Source organism: Paraburkholderia aromaticivorans, assembly GCF_012689525.1.
In the GTDB taxonomy this organism is placed as follows: Bacteria; Pseudomonadota; Gammaproteobacteria; order Burkholderiales; family Burkholderiaceae; genus Paraburkholderia; species Paraburkholderia aromaticivorans_A.
Window position 1 is genome coordinate 2,561,218 of record NZ_CP051515.1, and the last position, 18,034, is coordinate 2,579,251.

Below are 18,034 nucleotides of genomic sequence, written 5' to 3' on the forward strand. Positions count from 1 at the left end.
GGAACGCGCCAGACCGGTGCGCGTGAAGTAGCAGTGAAGTAGCAATGAAGCAGGACCAGCGTTTCAGCGCCGCGAACACAAGTTAGGATCGGGACAAGGCAAGTCATGAACAAGACGGCGGCACTATGAGCTCATCGAGCGACATCGAAAAACTTTTCGATCATTTTGGCGGTGACGCCAACGCGTACCAGGAAATCGGCCGCGAAAACGAAGCGCGTTCGGCGCGCACCCGTTGGCCGCTATTGGTGACGCTCGATCTGACCCAGCCGACGATTCCCGCCATCGGGCAGCGTCGCGAGGCCAAGCCTCAGTCGCAGGCGGTCGAGGCGCCGGTGGCCGTCGATCGTCAGGACACCACGCCAAAAGACGCAGCCTCTGTCACGCGCGCAAAGGCGCCGCTGTTCACGCGTTCGCATCGGCGGGACATTCCGCCGGTCGCCGTGGCCGCTCCAGTGACCGTGCCGCAAGGCGCGTCGCGCTTTGGCGAACTCGAATCGAAAAATGACGCGACGCCGCAAGCGGCAATCGGTGCGGCCCGAGTGGGAGCTGTCGCGCCGGTGGCTGCACAAACCACGCCGGCTGCGTCTCCGGCAGCACAAAGCGCGGCGGCTGCGACTCCGTTCGCGCCGGCTGCGATTCCGGCACAGACAGCGCCGCTCGCCCCCGTGCCTCACGCCGCGCAACCGGCTTCCGTGCCGCCGGCGATTCCGTTGCGGCCACCGGTGATGCAAACGGTCGCTTCCGCCGTTCCGAACTGGGCGCAGACCCCGACGCCTGCGCGTGCTTACGCGAGCACGACTGCGCCGAATGCACCCGCCGCGCCGACGCAACCCGCTTCGATCCTCGGCAAGCTCTTCGCGCCGGAACCCGCATTCGCACCCGCGCCGCCGCAACCGGCCGCGCCCAGCGACGAATCCGCGCCACTGCAATCGGTCTTCGACCGCCTGCGCGGCAGCCCCGCTCAACCCGCCGCAGCACCGGCCGGCGCCGCGCGCGCCGCCACGCCCGCCACCTCCAACTCGTGGCTGATCAACGGCCCTCGTCGCTCATGAAAGTCATCGCGGTGGTGTCCGCCAAAGGCGGGGTCGGCAAGACCACCCTCGCCGCCAATCTCGCTTCCGTGCTGGCCGCCGGCGGCCGGCGTGTGATCGCGCTCGACCTCGACCCGCAGAACGCGCTGCGCCTGCACTTCGGTGTGCCGCTCGACAGCATCGACGGCTTGTCACGCGCCACGCTGACGGGCGATCCGTGGCAAACCGTGATGTTCGACGGCGTCGACGGCGTGACCGTGCTGCCCTACGGCGCGTTGCTCGAAGACGACCGCCGCCGCTTCGAAGCGCACATCGACCAGGAGCCGCGCTGGCTCGCGCAGTCGTTGCAGAACCTGCGGCTCGACGCGTCCGACATCGTGATCATCGACACGCCGCCGGGTTCATCCGCCTATGTCCGCACTGCATTGTGCGCGGCCACTTTCACGCTGAATGTGGTGCTCGCCGACGCCGCGTCGTACGCCGCGATTCCGCTGATGGAGCGGCTGATCGCAGCGTACGCAGCGCCGCGCGCCGAATTCGGCGGCGAAGGCTATGTGATCAACCAGATCGACCAGTCGCGCCAGTTGACCAAAGACGTGCTCAAGGTGCTGCGCCAGATGCTCGGCACGAAGCTGTTCCCCGGCGTGATCCATCTGGACGAAGGTGTGAGCGAGGCGCTCGCGTGCGACACCACGCTGATTCACTACGATCCACTCAGCCAGGCGGCCGCCGATTTCAAGTCGTGTGGCGCGTGGCTGCTGGCGGCGCTCGACGCGATCGCCGTCTCGCCGAGGAACGTCGCATGAGTACGTCTCCATCGCCGGGCCTCGAGCCCGCCGAGCCATCGCGGCTCGAACGCTTCGTCGACGCGCGTTTCTGGAACAGCCGCATCGTCACGGGACTCGTCACGCTGTTCGCGCTGGTGATGCTGTACTTCGTGTTCACCGTGCCGCTCGCGTTCTACGAACAGTTGACGTTCGCGACCTGCTGCTTCGTGACCGCGCTGATGTTCCGCCGTCTGCAAGGCCGTTACGCGACGATGGTGATGATCATGCTCTCGGTGTTGACCTCGGGCCGCTATATGTACTGGCGCCTGACCGCGACCACTTACTGGGAGCATCCGCTCGACGCCGGCTGGGGTCTGCTGCTGGTGTCCGCCGAAGTCTATTCGACGATCGTGCTGCTGCTCGGCTATTTCCAGACCGCCTGGCCGCTCAAGCGCACGCCGATGCCGCTGCCCGCCTCGCGCGACCAATGGCCGACCGTCGACGTGTTCATTCCGACCTACAACGAGCCGCTCTCGGTGGTGAAGCCGACCATCTACGCCGCGCTCGCGCTCGACTATCCGGCCGAGAAGATCTCGATCCACGTACTCGACGACGGCCGCCGCCCCGAGTTCAAGGCGTTCTGCGAGGACGTCGGCGTCAACTGGACGATCCGCACGCACAACCGCCATGCGAAAGCCGGCAACATCAACGAAGCATTGAAAATCACCAGCGGCGAATACCTCGCGATCTTCGACTGCGATCACATTCCGACCCGCTCGTTCCTGCAGATCGGCCTCGGCTGGTTCCTGCGCGACAAGCTGCTGTCGATGCTGCAAACGCCGCACCACTTCTTCTCCGCCGACCCGTTCGAGCGCAATCTCGGCACCTTCCGTAAGGTGCCGAACGAAGGCGAACTGTTCTATGGCCTTGTGCAGGACGGCAACGATCTGTGGAACGCCACCTTCTTCTGCGGCTCGTGCGCGTTGCTGCGCCGGACCATGGTCGAGGAGATCGGCGGCATCGCGGTCGAGACCGTCACTGAAGACGCGCATACCGCTTTGAAGCTGCACCGTCTCGGCTACACCACCGCGTATCTGGCGATTCCGCAAGCCGCGGGGCTCGCCACGGAAAGTCTCTCCGGCCACATCGGCCAGCGGATTCGCTGGGCGCGCGGCATGACGCAGATTTTCCGGATCGACAATCCGCTCACCGGCAAGGGTCTGAAAATCGGCCAGCGCCTGTGCTATCTGAACGCGATGATGCACTTCTTCTACGGCATCCCGCGTCTGGTGTTTCTGACCGCGCCGCTGTCGTATCTGTTCTTCGGCGCGCACGTGATCGAAGCCGCCGCCAGCACGATCGCCATCTACGCGCTGCCGCACATGATGCACGCGAGCATCACCAACTCGCGCATGCAGCGCTCGTTCCGCCATTCGTTCTGGGCTGAAGTGTACGAATCGGTGCTGGCCTCGTACATCACCGCGCCGACCCTGCTCGCGTTGATCAACCCGAAGCTCGGCAAGTTCAACGTGACGGCCAAGGGCGGCCAGATCGAGAAGAACTATTTCGACTGGGCAATCTCACGTCCTTATCTGTTCCTGCTGTTGCTGAATCTGATCGGCTTCTGCGTGGGCATCGTGCACATCTATTTGAACTGGCATGTGCGCAGCGTGGTGCAGACCACCATCCTTAATCTCGGCTGGACCACGTACAACATGCTGATTCTCGGCGCGAGCGTGGCCGCCGCGAGCGAGCGCCGGCAGATTCGCGCGGTGCATCGTGTGGCGATGCAGATGCCCGTGATGCTGAAGTTCTCGACCGGCCGCACGCTTGCCTGCGAAACCATCGACTACTCGGAAGGCGGCGTCGGCGTGGCGCTGCCCGCCGCGATTCAGGTGCCGATGCACGAACGTGTGACCGTGTCGCTCTTTCGCGGCGACGAGGAATACGCGTTCCCCGCGACCGTCGGCTTCACCGCGCCGGGCCGCGTGGGCCTGCGCTTCTCGGCGATGACGCGCGAGCAGGAGTACGAGTTCGTCAAGACCACCTTTGCACGCGCCGACGCCTGGACCGGCTGGGCGGAAGGACGGCAGCAGGACACACCTTTGCGCGGCCTGTCGCATGTGCTGACGGTGGGCGCGCGCGGCATCGCGGGTCTGTTCGAGCATCTCTATGCCGACCTTCGCAGTTCGATGAAAAGCCGTCCAATGGACGTCAAGAAGCTAAAAACGAAAGACTGATCTATGCGCAACTGGATGGCGAAGGGCAACATCGAACGCTCGAATCACGAGCGCAGTGGGACCGGATTGAGCATGCATCGCGTGGCACGCCCCGGCTCGCAACGGCTGATGCGCGGCCTCGCGTGCTGGCTGGCATTGCAGACGGCGCTGGCCGCGCCGCTCGCCTCGGCGGCTGAAGTCGTGGTGGCGGCTACCGGTGGTGCAAGCGCGGCGGACGCCGTGCAGAGCGCGGCAGGCTCAGTTCAGAGCAAGCCGGCCGCGCCGGTTGCGACCGGCGTCGGCACTGCGAGCGCGCCGGGTCCGGCCGTGCCCTACGATCCGAACGCGCTGGCGCAGCCGCAACTGGCGACACCGACGCCGGCGCTCGCCGCTTCGTCGGTGAAAGCGTTGGGCGTCAAGACGCCGACCACCGCCGAGCCGGGCACGCTGGTGCCGGGCGGCCGCCGTCAAACGCTGACCTTCGCCGATCTCGGCGCACTCGACCCGCTGCAATTGCGCGGCACCGACGGCCAGAACGGCGTGGCGTTTTCCGTGCGCGGCGACGAAGTGGTGACGGGTGCGGTCCTGCATCTGGTGTATAGCTACTCGCCCGCGCTGCTCCCGAATATCTCGCAGCTCAAGGTGCTGGTGAACGGCGAAGTCGCCGCCACCCTGCCCGTGCCGCACGAACAGGCCGGCATGCTGGTGGCGCGCGACGTCTCGATCGATCCGCGCTTCATCACCGAGTTCAACCATCTGAACGTGCAGTTGATCGGCCATTACACAACGAGTTGCGAAGACCCGGCCAACTCCTCGCTGTGGGCCACCGTCAGCAATGCGAGTTCGCTCGATCTGACGTACGCGTCGCTCGCCAGCAAGCCGGATCTGGCCGCGCTGCCGCAACCGTTCTTCGACCGACGTGACGTGCGCCGGCTGGAGTTGCCGTTCGTGTTCCCGCAAAAGCCGGGCAACGCGACGCTCGAAGCGGGCGGCATCGTGGCATCGTGGTTCGGCGCGCTCGCCGGTTATCGCGGCGCGGTGTTTCCGGCGCAACTGGACAACGCGCCGCTGTCGGGCAATGCCGTCGTGTTCGCGACGTCCGATCAACGCCCCGCCGGCATCAGTATTCCGGCGATCTCCGGCCCGACCCTCGCGGTGGTCGATCGCGAGGCGCCCGCGCGCGGCAAACTGCTGCTCGTGCTCGGACGCACCGAAGCCGAACTGAAAACCGCCGCGAAGTCGCTCGGCATCGGCCAGAACGCCTTGACGGGCCAGAGCGCGACCATCACGCAATTGAACGAACTCGCGCCGCGCGCGGCGTACGACGCGCCGAACTGGCTGCCCACCAATCGTCCGGTGCGCTTCGGCGAACTCACCGATCCGCGCGATCTGACGGTGTCCGGTTACGACGCCGACGCCGTGCGCGTGAATCTGCGCGTGCCGCCCGATCTGTTCATGTGGCACACCAAGGGCGCGCCGATCGATCTGCGCTACCGCTACACGGTGCGTCCGCTGCGCGACCGCTCGTCGCTCAACGTGAGCGTGAACAACGGCTTCGTGCAGGCGCTGCCGATTCCCGCCGAATCCGCTTCCGTCTTCGAGCTGAGCCATTACTTCGCCACCGTGCTGCCGGACAAGACCGCCGAAGCGCGCCGCACCCTGCACATTCCGCCGCTGCTGCTGACGCCGCGCGCGCAGGTGCGCCTGCACTTCTACTACGACATTCCGAATACCGGCGAATGTCACGGGCGGCTGCTCGACAACGTGGTCGGCGCGATCGACCCGAACTCGACGATCGACCTCTCATCGTTCCCGCACTACATGGCGCTGCCCGATCTGGCCGCGTTCGCCAACAGCGGCTTTCCGTTCACGCGCATGGCGGACCTCTCCGAGACCGCCGCGATCCTGCCGAACGACGCCGATTCGAGCGACTACAGCCTGTATCTGCTGACCATGGGCCGCATGGGGACCTCGACCGGCTATCCGGTGACGGGCGTCACGGTCGGCACCGCCGACGACGCCGACAAGTTCGCCGACAAGGACCTGCTGATTTTCGGCGCGCCGGGCAAGCAGCCGCTGTTGCAGCGTTGGGCCAAGTCGATGCCGTTCTCCAGCGACGGCGACTCGCGCACCTTCCAGCTCACCGACATCGTTTTCAAACTTGAGGACTGGTGGCATGGCGAACGCGGCGTCGAGCGCACGCCCGCGCGCGCCGATCTGACGCTGGTGAGTTCGAACGGCGACGCGTTACTGACCGGCTTCGAATCGCCGCTGCAAAAGAACCGCAGCGCCGTCGCGCTGGTGAGCGCGGCCGGCCAGTCGGACGCCGACCTGTCCGCGGCGCTGCTCGACTCCGACGTGTTGCCGCAGATTCAAGGCGCGATGGCCGTGATCCACGGCCGCACCGTCACCATCACCTCGAACGGCGAGGCGTATTACGTCGGCCATCTGTCGCCGCAGGAGTATCTGCGCTGGGCGCTGTCGTCGCATCCGCTGCTGTTGATGCTGGGCGGCGTGCTTGCCGCGCTGATCATAGCGGGCCTGTTCTACCGGACGCTGCGCTCGATCGCCGCGCGCCGCCTGAAGGACTAATAGGACTGATATGCGGGTTCGAATCAACAAGAAAATCGGCGTGGCGCTGACGCTCGGGCTGGCGGCGTCCGCGAGTTTCGCCAATCTCGTCAAGGTGGCGCAGACCACCACCGCGCCCGGCGCCTGTGGCGACTGGAGCGGCTATCGCGCGTTCGTCGAACGCTTCGTGCAGGCCGACGGCCGTGTGATCGACTACTCCACGCCGGCGCAGCAAACCACCTCCGAAGGCCAGTCGTACGCGCTCTTTTTCGCGCTGGTCGCAAACGACCGCGCGACTTTCGACCGGCTGCTCGGCTGGACGCGCACCAATCTGTCGGGCAATCAGTTCGACGCGCAAAACGTGCGGCTGCCATCGTGGCAATGGGGCAGAAAAGCGGACGGCTCGTATGGCGTGCTCGATCCGAATTCCGCCTCCGACTCCGACCTGTGGATCGCCTACGATCTGCTGCAAGCAGGCCGCCTGTGGCATGAGGCGGGTTATACGCAGTTGGGCGAAGCACTGGCCGCGCAGATCGCGCGCCAGGAAATGACCATGCTGCCGGGCGTCGGACCGATGCTGCTGCCCGGGCCGCAAGGCTTCAAGATCGGCGGCGTGACGCGACTGAATCCGAGCTATCTGCCGCTGCCGGTGCTGCGCTCACTCGCGCACGACATGCCGAATGGCCCGTGGGGCAAGCTCGCCGACAGCGCCTACAAGCTCATCAAGACCACCGCGCCGCAAGGCTTCGCGCCCGACTGGGCGGCCTGGCAAAACGGCCAGTTCGTGGTCGATCCGAAAAACGGCGACACCGGCAGCTATGACGCAATCCGCGTCTATCTGTGGGCCGGTCTCACCTCGCCCGCCGATCCGCTCGCCAAGCCATGGCTCGCGGCGCTCGGCGGCATGCGCGCCCGCGTCGCGCAAACCGGCTTTCCGCCCGAGAAGGTTTCGTCGACCACCGGCACGGCCAGCGGCGAAGGACCGCTCAGCTACTGGGGCGCGCTCACGCCGTACTTCAAGGCGCTCGGCGACGAGCGCGGCCTCGGCCTCGCGCGCACGCATCTCGCGGCGCTCGACACCAACGTGCCGGGCCGCGAACCGGTTTACTACGATCGTGTGCTGGGTTTGTTCGGCACGGGTTTCATCGACGGCCGCTATCGTTTCGACGAAGCCGGACGTCTCGTGCCGAGTTGGAGAAATGCATGCGACTGAGCGCCCTCGCGTTGTCATTACGCCTCGCGCTGAGCCTCACGGCCGTCTGCTGCGTGGCGACGGTTTCGCCGGATGCGCTGGCGCAGGCGTCGAAAGACCCCTTGAACGTGCTGATCGATCAGGGCAAGTACTGGCAATTGCATCAGCGCGGCGACCTCGCCGAGCAGGCATGGCAGAAGGTGCTGCGCATCGATCCCAAGCAGCCTGATGCGCTCTTCGGCATGGGCATGGTACTCGCCGACCGTAAAGACGGCGCCGGCGCGCAGCAATATCTGGCGCGCCTGAAAGCGGTCGCGCCGAACTATCCGAATCTGGATGAGCTCGGCCGGCGCCTCGGTGAATCGAGTGTGCGCGACCAGACCGTGAACGACGCGCGGCGGCTCGCGCAAAGCGGTCAAAGCGCGAGCGCGGTGCAGGAATACCAGCGCGCGCTGACCGGCAAACCGGCCACGCCCGAATTGCAGCTCGAGTATTACCAGGCACTGTCGGCCACGCCGCAAGGCTGGGATCAGGCACGCCGCGGTCTCGAACAACTCGCGCGCGACAACCCCGACGACCCGCGTTACGCCCTCGCCTACGCGCAGCATCTGACCTATCGCGACGTGACGCGCCGCGACGGCATCGCGCGGCTGCAGAAACTGGCGGGTGACAGCACGGTCGGCGCGTCGGCGAAAAAGAGCTGGCGTCAGGCGCTGTTGTGGCTCGACGCGCGGCCCTCCGACGCCCCGCTCTATCAAGCCTATCTGCAGACCGCGACCGATGACGCCGCCGTGAAAGCGCGCTTCGATTCGATGGTCCAGCAGGACAGCGCGGCGCGCGCACGTTCACAGGAAAATGCCGCCGTCGACGCGCGCGGCCGCACGATCGCCGACGGCTTCACCGCGCTCGACCGCAACGACGTGGCAACAGCGCGCGCGAAGTTTTCCTCGGTGCTGGCCACTAGCCCGAACGACACCGACGCGCTCGGCGGCATGGGCATCGCCGCGTTGAAGCAGGAGCATTTCGCCGAGGCCCGCAACTATCTGGAGCGTGCGTCGCGCAACGGCAATCCGGCGCGCTGGAAAACCGCGCTGGACAGCGCGAGCTATTGGACCTACACGAGCGACGCGATCGGCGCGCGCAGCAATGGCGAGACCGCGAAGGCCAAGTCGCTGTTCGAACGCGCGATCGCGCTGAATCCGTCCGACGTCACCGCGCAGGTTCTGCTCGGCGAAATGCTGCTCGCGAACGGCGACCCGAGCGGCGCGGAACAGGCCTACCGGATGGCGCTGCGCCGTCAGGCCGACAATCCCGACGCGGTGCGCGGGCTGGTCGGCGCACTCGCCGCGCAAGGCCGCGGCGACGAGGCCCTGCAGTTCGCCAATCAACTCAACACCGAACAGCAGTCGAAGGCCGGCGGCATCAACCGTCTGCGTGGCGAAGCGCAGGCCGCGCAGGCGCGCGCGGCCGAAGCGCGCGGCGATCTCGGCAGCGCGCGCAGTCTCTTTGAAGACGCGCTGCTGAACACGCCCGACGATCCGTGGCTGCGTCTCGACCTCGCGCGCATCTACGTGCGCCAGGGCGCGGTCGCCAACGCGCGCAGCATGATGGACGGCCTGCTCGCCGCGCATCCCGACATGACCGATGCGCTGTACGCGAGCGCGTTGCTGTCGGCGGAAACGCAGGACTGGTCGGCGGGTCTCGCGCAACTCGACCGCATTCCGGTCGCGCAGCGCACCGACGCGATGACGACCTTGCAGCACCGCTTGTGGGTGCATCAGCAAGCCGATCTCGCCACGCGGATGGCGCGCAATGGGCAGACCCAACAGGCGCTCGCCACGCTGCACGCCGCCGAGCCGGTCGCGGGCAACAGCCCCGAACTGATCGGCGTGATCGCGGCCGCTTACAGCCAGGCCGGCGACCCGAACCGCGCGCTCGGACTCGTGCGCGCCGCCATGAACGCGGCGCCCGGCAACACCGATCTGCTGCTGCAATACGCGGGCATTCTGTCGGCCACGCAACAGGAAGCCGAACTCGGCATGGTGATGCGCCGGCTCGCGTCGATGCAGTTGACGCCGCAGCAACGCACCGACTTCGGCAATCTGAATCTTGGCATCGTCATCAAGCAGTGCGATGCGGTGCGTCAGCGCGGCGACCTCGCCAGCGCGTACGACGTGATCGCGCCGTGGCTCGCGGCCATGCCCGACAATCCCGATCTGCAAGCCGCGCTCGGCCGCCTCTATTCGACGGCCGGCGACGATCGCAACGCGGTCGCCAGCTATCGCGTCGCGCTGCAACGCAAGCCCGACGATCTGAACCTGCTGCAGGCGACGATCTCCGCCGCGGCCGGCGCGAAGCAGTTCAGCTACGCCGAAACACTCGCGAAACAGGCCTTGAACGCGGCGCCCGCCGATCCGGGCGTGCTCGCCACCGTCGGCCGCATGTATCGCGCGGAAGGCAAGCTGTCGCTCGCGTCGACTTATCTGCAGCGCTCTCTGGTCGCCGCCAACACGCCGCTGATGGCCAATGCCCCGCGCAGTCCGGCGAGCAACGTGCCGCGCGGCTGGGAAGTGGCGATGCGCCGGATCGGCGCGACGCCGCTGCCGGGCACCAATCCCTTCGAAGGCAAAACCGCCACGGTCACGCCGACCGACGCCGACAATGCCGCGCTTACCGGCGGCGGTTATAACGCCGCGCGCTCAGCGCTTCCGTATTCGCAGTCTTCCTTGCCGACACAAACCGTGCCGAACTATCCGCCGCCTACGCAGCCCGCGCCTTACGTCGCGCCTTATACAGCGCCGACGCAGCCTTATGCGCCGAACCGTGCGCCTGCCGCCCTGCCGTACAACGCGCCGCGTCAAGGCGTCGACTCGGGTGGCTATGGCCAGGAGACTTACGGGTCGAGCCAGTCGGGCGCGCCGTTGCAGCCTTATCCGGGGCAAGGCCAAAGTCAGCCGCCGATGCAACAGCAGGCGCAGATGCCGCCGATGCAGCAGGCTCCGCAGTACAACCCGGCTTATCCGCAGCAGGCGCCTTATTTGCAGCAGCAGCAATACCCGCAGCAGCAGCCATACGGCGCGCAGGACGGTTATGCGGCCACGCCCTGGCCGATGTCGCCGGCTGCGCGCCAGGCGCAGGCCAACGCGGGTTCGATGCAAGCGCAACCGTATGGCACGCCGCGCGCGAGCGCGAGTACGAGCACGAAGCGCGCGGCCAGCAAGAAGCAAAGCGCGTCGAAGAATAGTGGCAACGCGGCCGCTTATGCGCAGCAGCCGTATGGGCAACAGCAAGGCTATCCGCAGCAGCCTTACTACGGTCAACAGGCGTATCCGCAACAACAGCAACAGCAGGGCTACGCGCAAGAGCCTTATCAACCCCAACCGCCGCAGCAGCAGGCTTACCCGAATCAGGGCTACTACGCGCAACAGCAGCCGTACATTCCGCAGCCGCCGACTGGTTACGCCCAGCCGTACTACCCGGCGCAACCCGGCGCGAACGGCAACGGCAACGCCTACGCGCAGCCGAACGTGGCGAACACGCAAACGCTCGGCGTCGCGGAAGAACTCGCGCAGGTCAATCGCGAGCAGTCGAGCAGCATCTCGGGCGGCATCGTGTTCCGTAACCGCACCGGCGAGGACGGCCTGTCCAACCTCACCGATATCGAAGCGCCGATCCAGGGGCGCATCAAGGCGGGCAACGGACACGTCGTCGTTACGGCGACGCCCGTGACGCTCGACGCCGGCACTCCCGCCGACAATGTCTCGACACTCGCGCGTTTCGGCGCCGGCCTGTCGAACGGCACGTCGGTCTCGGCGGCCAATGTAGGCAACCAGACGGCGAGCGGCGTGGGCCTGTCGGTCGGCTATGAAGGCCGTAGCATCAGCGGCGATATCGGCGTGACGCCGATTGGGTTCCGCGAGACCAACATCGTGGGCGGCGCGCAGTACAACGGCGGCATCACCGACAAGGTGTCGTATTCGCTGGCCATCGCGCGCCGCGCGGTGACCGACAGTTTGCTGTCCTATGCCGGCGCGCACGACGCCAGTTCTGGCCTCGAATGGGGTGGTATCACTTCGACCGGCGGCCTTGCCAGCCTCGCATGGGACGACGGCACGAGCGGCCTGTACGTGAACGGATCGGTGCAGTACTACAAGGGCGACAACGTGCAGGGCAATGTCGCCGTCAAGGGCGGTGGCGGCGTCTACACGCGCCTGCTGAAAGACGCCGATCAGACCTTCACTATCGGCGTGAATACGACGGTGATGGGCTACAACAAGAATCTGTCGTACTTCACGTATGGCCAGGGCGGCTATTTCAGCCCGCAGGAATACGTCATTCTGAACTTGCCGATCGAGTGGACCGGACGCAATGGTGCGTTCACGTACGACGTGAAGGGATCGATCGGGGTGCAGCACTACCGCCAGGATGCGTCGAATTACTTCCCTCTCAACGACAATTCCGGCCGGCAGGCTGCGGCGGTAACGAACGCGACGCAGTTCGGTACGAGCGTGCAGAGCAACGCGCAGTACCCGGGCCAAAGCAAGACCGGCGTGTCGTATTCGCTCAGCGCCGTGGGCGAATATCAACTCGCGCCGCAACTGGCGTTCGGGGCGACCGCTTCGCTCGGCAATGCGTATGAATATCGCGAGTATCTCGCGGCGGTTTATGTGCGGTATAGCTTCAGCAAGCAGACCGGCTTGCAGCCATTCCCGCCCACGCCGCTTGTTTCGCCGTATCTGTCGTTGTCGAATTGACCTTTGCGTGTCTCACGACGGCGCGGCCCGGTTTGGGCTGCCGCCGCCGCGAGCACAACGCATCAAACGTCATCGCGCCCGGTCGCGTAACGCCGGCAATGCTCCAGATAGCCAGCAGCATGGCTGCTCACCAATTCGACGATACCCGTCCAGAGCCACCCCGGCGCATCGAGCGTCTTCGAACGGTTTCTGCGTAGCTCGGTAAGCCACGCCTTGCGCTCGGCGCTATCCATTTGCCGCGCGTGCGCCTTGCCGACCACCATCGCCAGAAAGCGCGCGGCCTTCATCGCTTCATCGCGCGTCAGTTGCTCGATGGTCAGCTTCATGTCCTGCGGCAGCAATTCACGAATCACGACCGCGCGATCCGCGAGACGCGCCGCGCGCATTCGCTCGCCAAGCGACGGCGACAGATGCCGCGCGCCCTCCACCACCCGCTCGGCGTTATCGCGCGGCATGCGCACGCCGGGATAGCGCGGCGCGGCCGCTTGCGCGGCTTCCTTGATATCGATCAGGCACAGGTCGTCGCCCTCCACCGCCGCGCCGTCGATGTCGAGCAGCACCGCATAGCGCAATCTCCCGAGCGAACTGCAGCCTTTCACCCAGTAAGCGGCGTCGAGCACTTCCACGTCGGCTTGGTCGCCGGCGCCGCGCAGCACCGTGGCAAGCCGTGCCAACGAGCCTTTCTCGAACAACGTCTCGATCTCGCGCCGCTCGCTTTTGGCGAGCGGCCAGAAACGCGGGCCGAGCGGAATGCTCGGCTCGAGATCCTCGATACGTTCCTCCGCCAGATGACGCCACGAACGGCGCACGGCTTCCCTCATCACCACCCGCACCGCTTCGGGCTTTTCCTCGTGGATGTCGGCGTTCCCCGCGGCTTCGTCGAAGGCACGCTCGTAACCGTCCGCGATCGCTTCCATCATGCGGACGGTCGTCACGCCCGGCAGGTCCGAACCGCGCGCGGCGGTCGCCAATGACAGACCGAGGCGAATCAGGTCGTGCGCCGGATTGCCGATCACGGTCTGGTCGAGGTCGCGAATCTGGATTTCGACGCGTCCTTGCGCATCGGCGACAGGTCCGAGATTACCGGTGTGGCAATCGCCGCAAATCCAGATCGCGGGCCCTTCCGGCAAAGCATGGCCTTCGATGCCGTCGAGCCATTCGTAGAAATTGCTGGTGTTGCCGCGTACATAAGCGTGCGCCGAGCGCGCCATTCTGGCATTGCGACGTGTGGTCAACAGCGCCTGGCGCGCATCCGGTTTTGGCAGCTTGTTTCGTGTGATGTTTTTCTTGGGCATTGTCTGGTCCGCTTTGATCGACGTTCGAATTGCGCGTGGTGTTCAACTTCGCGGTGCGCCTGTCGGCGCGCGCGAACAAATACCGGCAGCAGGATTCGCGCCTGCGTTCTGAATGCAATCTGTAAGCGGAACAAAGCAACTAAACGCGCGCCTGCCTTTTCCGCATGAAACGCCCACCTGTGTGCCTCTTTCCGCGCGCCGAAGTGCCCGCGCGCATCACCTGGACAATCGTGAATCTGTTAGCAGACAAGGGTTCGGCTAAACCCCATATCGCATGCGTGACGAGTCACCGGCCCGGCGTTGTGGCCTACAATTATCGCGACCGCGTGTCAGCCATCGGCCGGCACGCGGTGCACGGCAGAAGCTTCATCCCGCCTCCTGCTGCGAGTGCAAGCGCGCCACGCGCGCCGGCAGAGTGGGGACACTTTCATCGACGTGACCTCTGTGGAGCGCAGCATGCCTTTTCCGGCACAAGACCACGGCTGCTCCGGCTGGCGCGAGGAGATGGCGCAGCGCATCAGCGCATTCGACTGGGCCGCCACCGGCCTCGGCGCCATCGAAAACTGGCCGCGCAGTCTGACTGCCACCGTCCAGTTGCTGCTCGCCTCGCCCGTGCCGCTGGTGCTGCTGTGGGGCAAGCCCGGCTACATGATCTACAACGACGCCTACGCGATCTTCGCGGGCGGACGGCATCCCTATCTGCTCGGCTGCCCGGTCGAACACGGCTGGCCGGAAGTCGCCGATTTCAACCGGCATGTCATGGCCACGTGTCTCGCGGGCGGCACGCTGTCGTATCGCGACAAGGAACTGGTGCTGCTGCGCGACGGCAAACCCGAAGACGTGTGGATGGATCTCTACTACAGCCCGGTCGCCGACGACAGCGGCGCACCGGCCGGCGTGCTGGCAGTGGTCGTCGAAACCACCGCGCGCGTGCTCACCGAACGCTGGCGGCAACGCGCCGAAGCCGAACTGCACGAAACCAACGAACGGCTGCAGCTCGCGCTCAATACCGGCACGGTGCTCGGCACGTGGGTGCTGGATGCGCGCACGGGCAAGGTCAGCGGCGACGAGCGTTTCGCGCGCACCTTTTCCTTTCTGCAGGAAGAAGCCGCGAAAGGAGTCGAGCGCCACGCCACCCTCCACATGCTTCATCCGGACGACCAGGCGCTCAACGATCAACTGACCGCCGAGGCAATCCGCACGCGGCAGCCGTTTCGCGCCGAGTTTCGAATCCGGCGACCCGATGGCGACTATCTCTGGGTGCAGGCAAACGGCCAGTGCGAATTCGACGAGCATGGCGAACCGACACGCTTTCCCGGCGTGCTGATCGACATTCACGAACGCAAGATCGCCGAACAGTCGCTGCGCCAGTTGACCGAGACGCTCGAACAGCGTGTCGCCGACGCGGTCGCGGCGCGCGCTTTGGCCGAGGAACAATTGCGCCAGGCGCAGAAGATGGAAGCAATCGGCAGCCTCACGGGCGGCGTCGCGCACGACTTCAACAACGTGCTGCAGGTGATCAACGGCAACCTGCAAATGCTCGCCGCCGATGCCGGCGGCCACCCGGCCACGCTGCGCCGCCTGTCCGCCGCGACGGACGCCGTCAAACGCGGCGCGAAACTGGCTGCGCATCTGCTCGCCTTCGCACGGCGCCAGCCGCTCTCGCCGACCGTGCTGAATCCGCGCCGCCTGCTGAGCGGCATGAGCGAGATGCTGCATCGCGCGCTTGGCGAAACCGTCCGCATCGACACGGTCCTGAGCGACGATCTGTGGAACGTGCAGGCCGACCGCAATCAACTGGAAAACGCGCTGCTCAATCTCGCGATCAATGCGCGCGACGCCATGCAGGGAGATGGCACGCTCACCGTGCGCGCGGCCAACCAAGTGCTGGATGCCGCGTTCTGCCGCGGCAAACCGGAACTGTCGCCGGGTGAATACGTGGTGTTTTCCGTCACCGACACCGGCGCCGGCATGCCGCCCGAGATCCTGCAACGCGTGTTCGAACCGTTCTTCACGACCAAGCCCGACGGCCACGGCACCGGCCTCGGCCTGAGCATGGTGTTCGGCTTCGTCAGGCAAAGTGGCGGCCATACCTTGATTGACAGCGAAGTGGGACGCGGCACCACCGTCTCGTTGTTTTTCCCGCGCTGCTGCGAAGCCGAAACCCCGGAAGCCGTCGACGAGACCGCGGCGCCGACCGGCGGCGGCGAAACGGTTCTGGTCGTCGAAGACGATGCCGACGTGCGGCTGACCGCCGTCGAAATGCTCGCGCAACTCGGCTACAAGGTGCTGACCGCGTCGAGCGGCGACGCGGCGATCGAGTTCATCGACAGCGACGTGCCGATCGATCTGCTGTTCACGGACGTGGTGATGCCCGGCAAGATCAAAAGCGTGGAACTCGCGCAGCGGGCCGCGGCGCGCTCGCCCGCCGTGCCGACCCTCTTCACTTCCGGCTATGCACGCGACGAAATCGTCCATCACGGCAAACTCGACGCCGGCATCACGTTGCTCTCGAAACCGTACCGGCGCGACGATCTCGCCCGCAAGGTGCGCGGCGTGTTGCGCGCCGGCGCGGCCACGGCAGCCGGTGTGGCGTTGCCCGTGTCCGTCGCCGAAGGACAGATCGCCGCCTGCGTGCCGCCCGCCGTGTACGACCCCGGCAGGGAATCCAGGCCGGAAAGCCAGCCGCCCGCCGCTTACGACCCCGGCAGCGAATCAAGGCCGGAAAACCAGCCGCCCGCCGCTGAGCCTCTCCCCCAAAGGAAGTCCCCTTTAGGGACGGCGCGCTCGGCTGGAACGCCGGCTCGTGTGCTGCTGGTCGAAGACGACATGGACTCACGCGAAGCATTCAGCGACCTGCTGAACGCCCTCGGCCTCGATTGCACCGCGGTCGCGAGCGCGGAAGAAGCGCTGCCGCTCGTGCCTGCGCAACACTTCGACATCCTCTTCACCGATCTCACGTTGCCCGGCATGTCCGGCGACAGCCTCGCGCGCGCCATGTTGCGGCAGCAGCCGGGTATTCGCGTGCTGCTGGTGTCGGGCTACGGCAAGAGCGCGCAGATCGGCGATGCCATTCCCGGCGCGCGCCTGCTCGGCAAACCGCTCGATATCGCGGAATTGCGGCGCGAACTCGCGGACTGGATCGATCACACCGAAGCAGCGTCCTAGCCGGCGCACGCCACGCATTCAACCGACTTCGCCGATGGACATTCGCTGCGGCACCGCAGGCTGGACCGACAAGACGCTGATTGCCTGCAAGCGCTTTTATCCGCGTGGCAGCAGCAGTGCTGAAGCGCGTCTGCGTTTCTATGCTTCGCAATTCCCGCTGGTCGAAGTCGATTCGGCCTACTACGCGATGCCTTCGGCGAGCAACGCGCAATTGTGGTTCGAGCGCACGCCCGACGGCTTCACGTTCAACTTCAAGTCGTTTCGCCTTTTCACCGGGCATCAGACTTCGCCCGACGCGTTGCCGCGCGACATTGCGATGGCGCTGCCGGAAGGCATCACCGGCCCGCGCAAGAAGAACGTGTACTACCGCGACATGCCGGACGATATCCGCGATGAACTGTGGCGGCGCTATCTGGAAGCGCTCGAACCGCTGCGCGTGAGCGGGCGCCTCGGCGCCGTGCTGTTCCAGTTCGCGCCGTGGATCACGCGCGCGCCGGACGGCCTCGCGCTGGTCGAGGAATGCCGGGCGCGGATGGCGGGCTACATGATGGCGGCGGAATTTCGCAATCAGTCGTGGTTCGATGAGCCGCATGCGGCGTGGTCGATCGAGTTTCTGCGCGAGCGCGGCATCGTGCATGTGATCGTCGACGCGCCGCCGGACGTGACTAACCGCGTGCATACCGTGTGGGAGGTGACGAATCCTGAACTCGCGATGGTGCGTCTGCATGGGCGCAACACACAGACATGGAGCGCGACCGGCGCGGCGAGTGCTGCGGATCGGTTTGATTATGACTATGACGAGGCCGAGTTGACAGAGCTGGCGGTGCCGATTCGCGCGATCGCGACGCGGGCGGGACGCACGCATGTCATTTTTAATAATTGCTTTGAGGATCAGGGGCAGCGGAATGCGAGGACTTTAATGAGCATCCTGGGGGCGATTGCGGACCCGGCATGAGCCGATTCGATGACCGCCTCAAGGAATTAGGTCCATTAGAACTTTTTCCGTTGTCTTTGGTATGGAGCAGTCATGTCGCCAT

General features: G+C 65.9%; 9 protein-coding genes. 8 read left to right on the forward strand and 1 reads right to left on the reverse strand.

What is annotated here, in order from left to right; all coding sequences use genetic code 11:
* Positions 1–125: 125 nt before the first annotated feature.
* From bcsP to HF916_RS23350, 6 genes are read left to right on the forward strand one after another with little or no spacing between them, the layout of a single operon-like run.
* Complete coding sequence (bcsP, locus tag HF916_RS23325) at positions 126–1,052, forward strand: cellulose biosynthesis protein BcsP (protein ID WP_168791157.1); 927 nt, start codon at positions 126–128, stop codon at positions 1,050–1,052.
* Complete coding sequence (gene bcsQ, locus HF916_RS23330; RefSeq protein ID WP_168791158.1) at positions 1,049–1,837, forward strand: cellulose biosynthesis protein BcsQ; 789 nt, start codon at positions 1,049–1,051, stop codon at positions 1,835–1,837. The genes bcsP and bcsQ overlap by 4 nt, the downstream gene beginning before the upstream one ends.
* The gene (gene bcsA, locus HF916_RS23335) at positions 1,834–4,038 is read left to right on the forward strand and encodes a UDP-forming cellulose synthase catalytic subunit (RefSeq protein WP_168791159.1); all 2,205 of its coding nucleotides are present in this window, start codon (positions 1,834–1,836) and stop codon (positions 4,036–4,038) included. Before bcsQ ends, bcsA begins: the two co-directional genes overlap by 4 nt.
* Before the next feature lie 3 nt (positions 4,039–4,041).
* A complete protein-coding gene (gene bcsB, locus HF916_RS23340; protein WP_168791160.1) occupies positions 4,042–6,609 on the forward strand; it encodes a cellulose biosynthesis cyclic di-GMP-binding regulatory protein BcsB in 2,568 nt (855 codons plus the stop codon).
* Between the two features lie 10 nt (positions 6,610–6,619).
* Positions 6,620–7,801, forward strand: coding sequence for a cellulose synthase complex periplasmic endoglucanase BcsZ (gene bcsZ, locus HF916_RS23345; protein WP_168791161.1), 1,182 nt, complete (start codon positions 6,620–6,622; stop codon positions 7,799–7,801).
* On the forward strand, positions 7,792–12,534 hold the full coding sequence (locus HF916_RS23350; protein WP_168791162.1) for a cellulose synthase subunit BcsC-related outer membrane protein: 4,743 nt from the start codon (positions 7,792–7,794) through the stop codon (positions 12,532–12,534). Before bcsZ ends, HF916_RS23350 begins: the two co-directional genes overlap by 10 nt.
* 62 nt (positions 12,535–12,596) lie before the next feature.
* Here the strand turns inward: HF916_RS23350 and HF916_RS23355 are convergent, their stop codons facing one another.
* The gene (locus tag HF916_RS23355) at positions 12,597–13,829 is read right to left on the reverse strand and encodes a DUF2252 domain-containing protein (protein ID WP_168791163.1); all 1,233 of its coding nucleotides are present in this window, start codon (positions 13,827–13,829) and stop codon (positions 12,597–12,599) included.
* 456 nt (positions 13,830–14,285) lie between these two features.
* Here HF916_RS23355 and HF916_RS23360 point away from each other — a divergent pair, with 456 nt between their 5' ends.
* Both HF916_RS23360 and HF916_RS23365 read left to right on the forward strand, forming a co-directional pair.
* Positions 14,286–16,997: a hybrid sensor histidine kinase/response regulator gene (locus HF916_RS23360; RefSeq protein WP_168791164.1), complete on the forward strand. Its 2,712-nt coding sequence runs from the start codon at positions 14,286–14,288 to the stop codon at positions 16,995–16,997.
* Between the two features lie 34 nt (positions 16,998–17,031).
* Entirely contained in the window at positions 17,032–17,952 is a 921-nt protein-coding gene (locus tag HF916_RS23365; RefSeq protein ID WP_168791165.1) for a DUF72 domain-containing protein, read from the forward strand.
* Positions 17,953–18,034 lie beyond the last annotated feature (82 nt).

What these genes read in the sequence shown, in the direction of transcription:
- HF916_RS23360 (WP_168791164.1), top strand. Translation starts at nt 14,286, where the DNA reads ATGCCTTTTCCGGCACAAGACCACGGCTGCTCCGGCTGGCGCGAGGAG.
- bcsQ (WP_168791158.1), top strand. Translation starts at nt 1,049, where the DNA reads ATGAAAGTCATCGCGGTGGTGTCCGCCAAAGGCGGGGTCGGCAAGACC.
- HF916_RS23365 (WP_168791165.1), top strand. Translation starts at nt 17,032, where the DNA reads ATGGACATTCGCTGCGGCACCGCAGGCTGGACCGACAAGACGCTGATT.
- HF916_RS23355 (WP_168791163.1), bottom strand. Translation starts at nt 13,829, where the DNA reads ATGCCCAAGAAAAACATCACACGAAACAAGCTGCCAAAACCGGATGCG.
- bcsP (WP_168791157.1), top strand. Translation starts at nt 126, where the DNA reads ATGAGCTCATCGAGCGACATCGAAAAACTTTTCGATCATTTTGGCGGT.
- bcsZ (WP_168791161.1), top strand. Translation starts at nt 6,620, where the DNA reads ATGCGGGTTCGAATCAACAAGAAAATCGGCGTGGCGCTGACGCTCGGG.
- bcsB (WP_168791160.1), top strand. Translation starts at nt 4,042, where the DNA reads ATGCGCAACTGGATGGCGAAGGGCAACATCGAACGCTCGAATCACGAG.
- HF916_RS23350 (WP_168791162.1), top strand. Translation starts at nt 7,792, where the DNA reads ATGCGACTGAGCGCCCTCGCGTTGTCATTACGCCTCGCGCTGAGCCTC.
- bcsA (WP_168791159.1), top strand. Translation starts at nt 1,834, where the DNA reads ATGAGTACGTCTCCATCGCCGGGCCTCGAGCCCGCCGAGCCATCGCGG.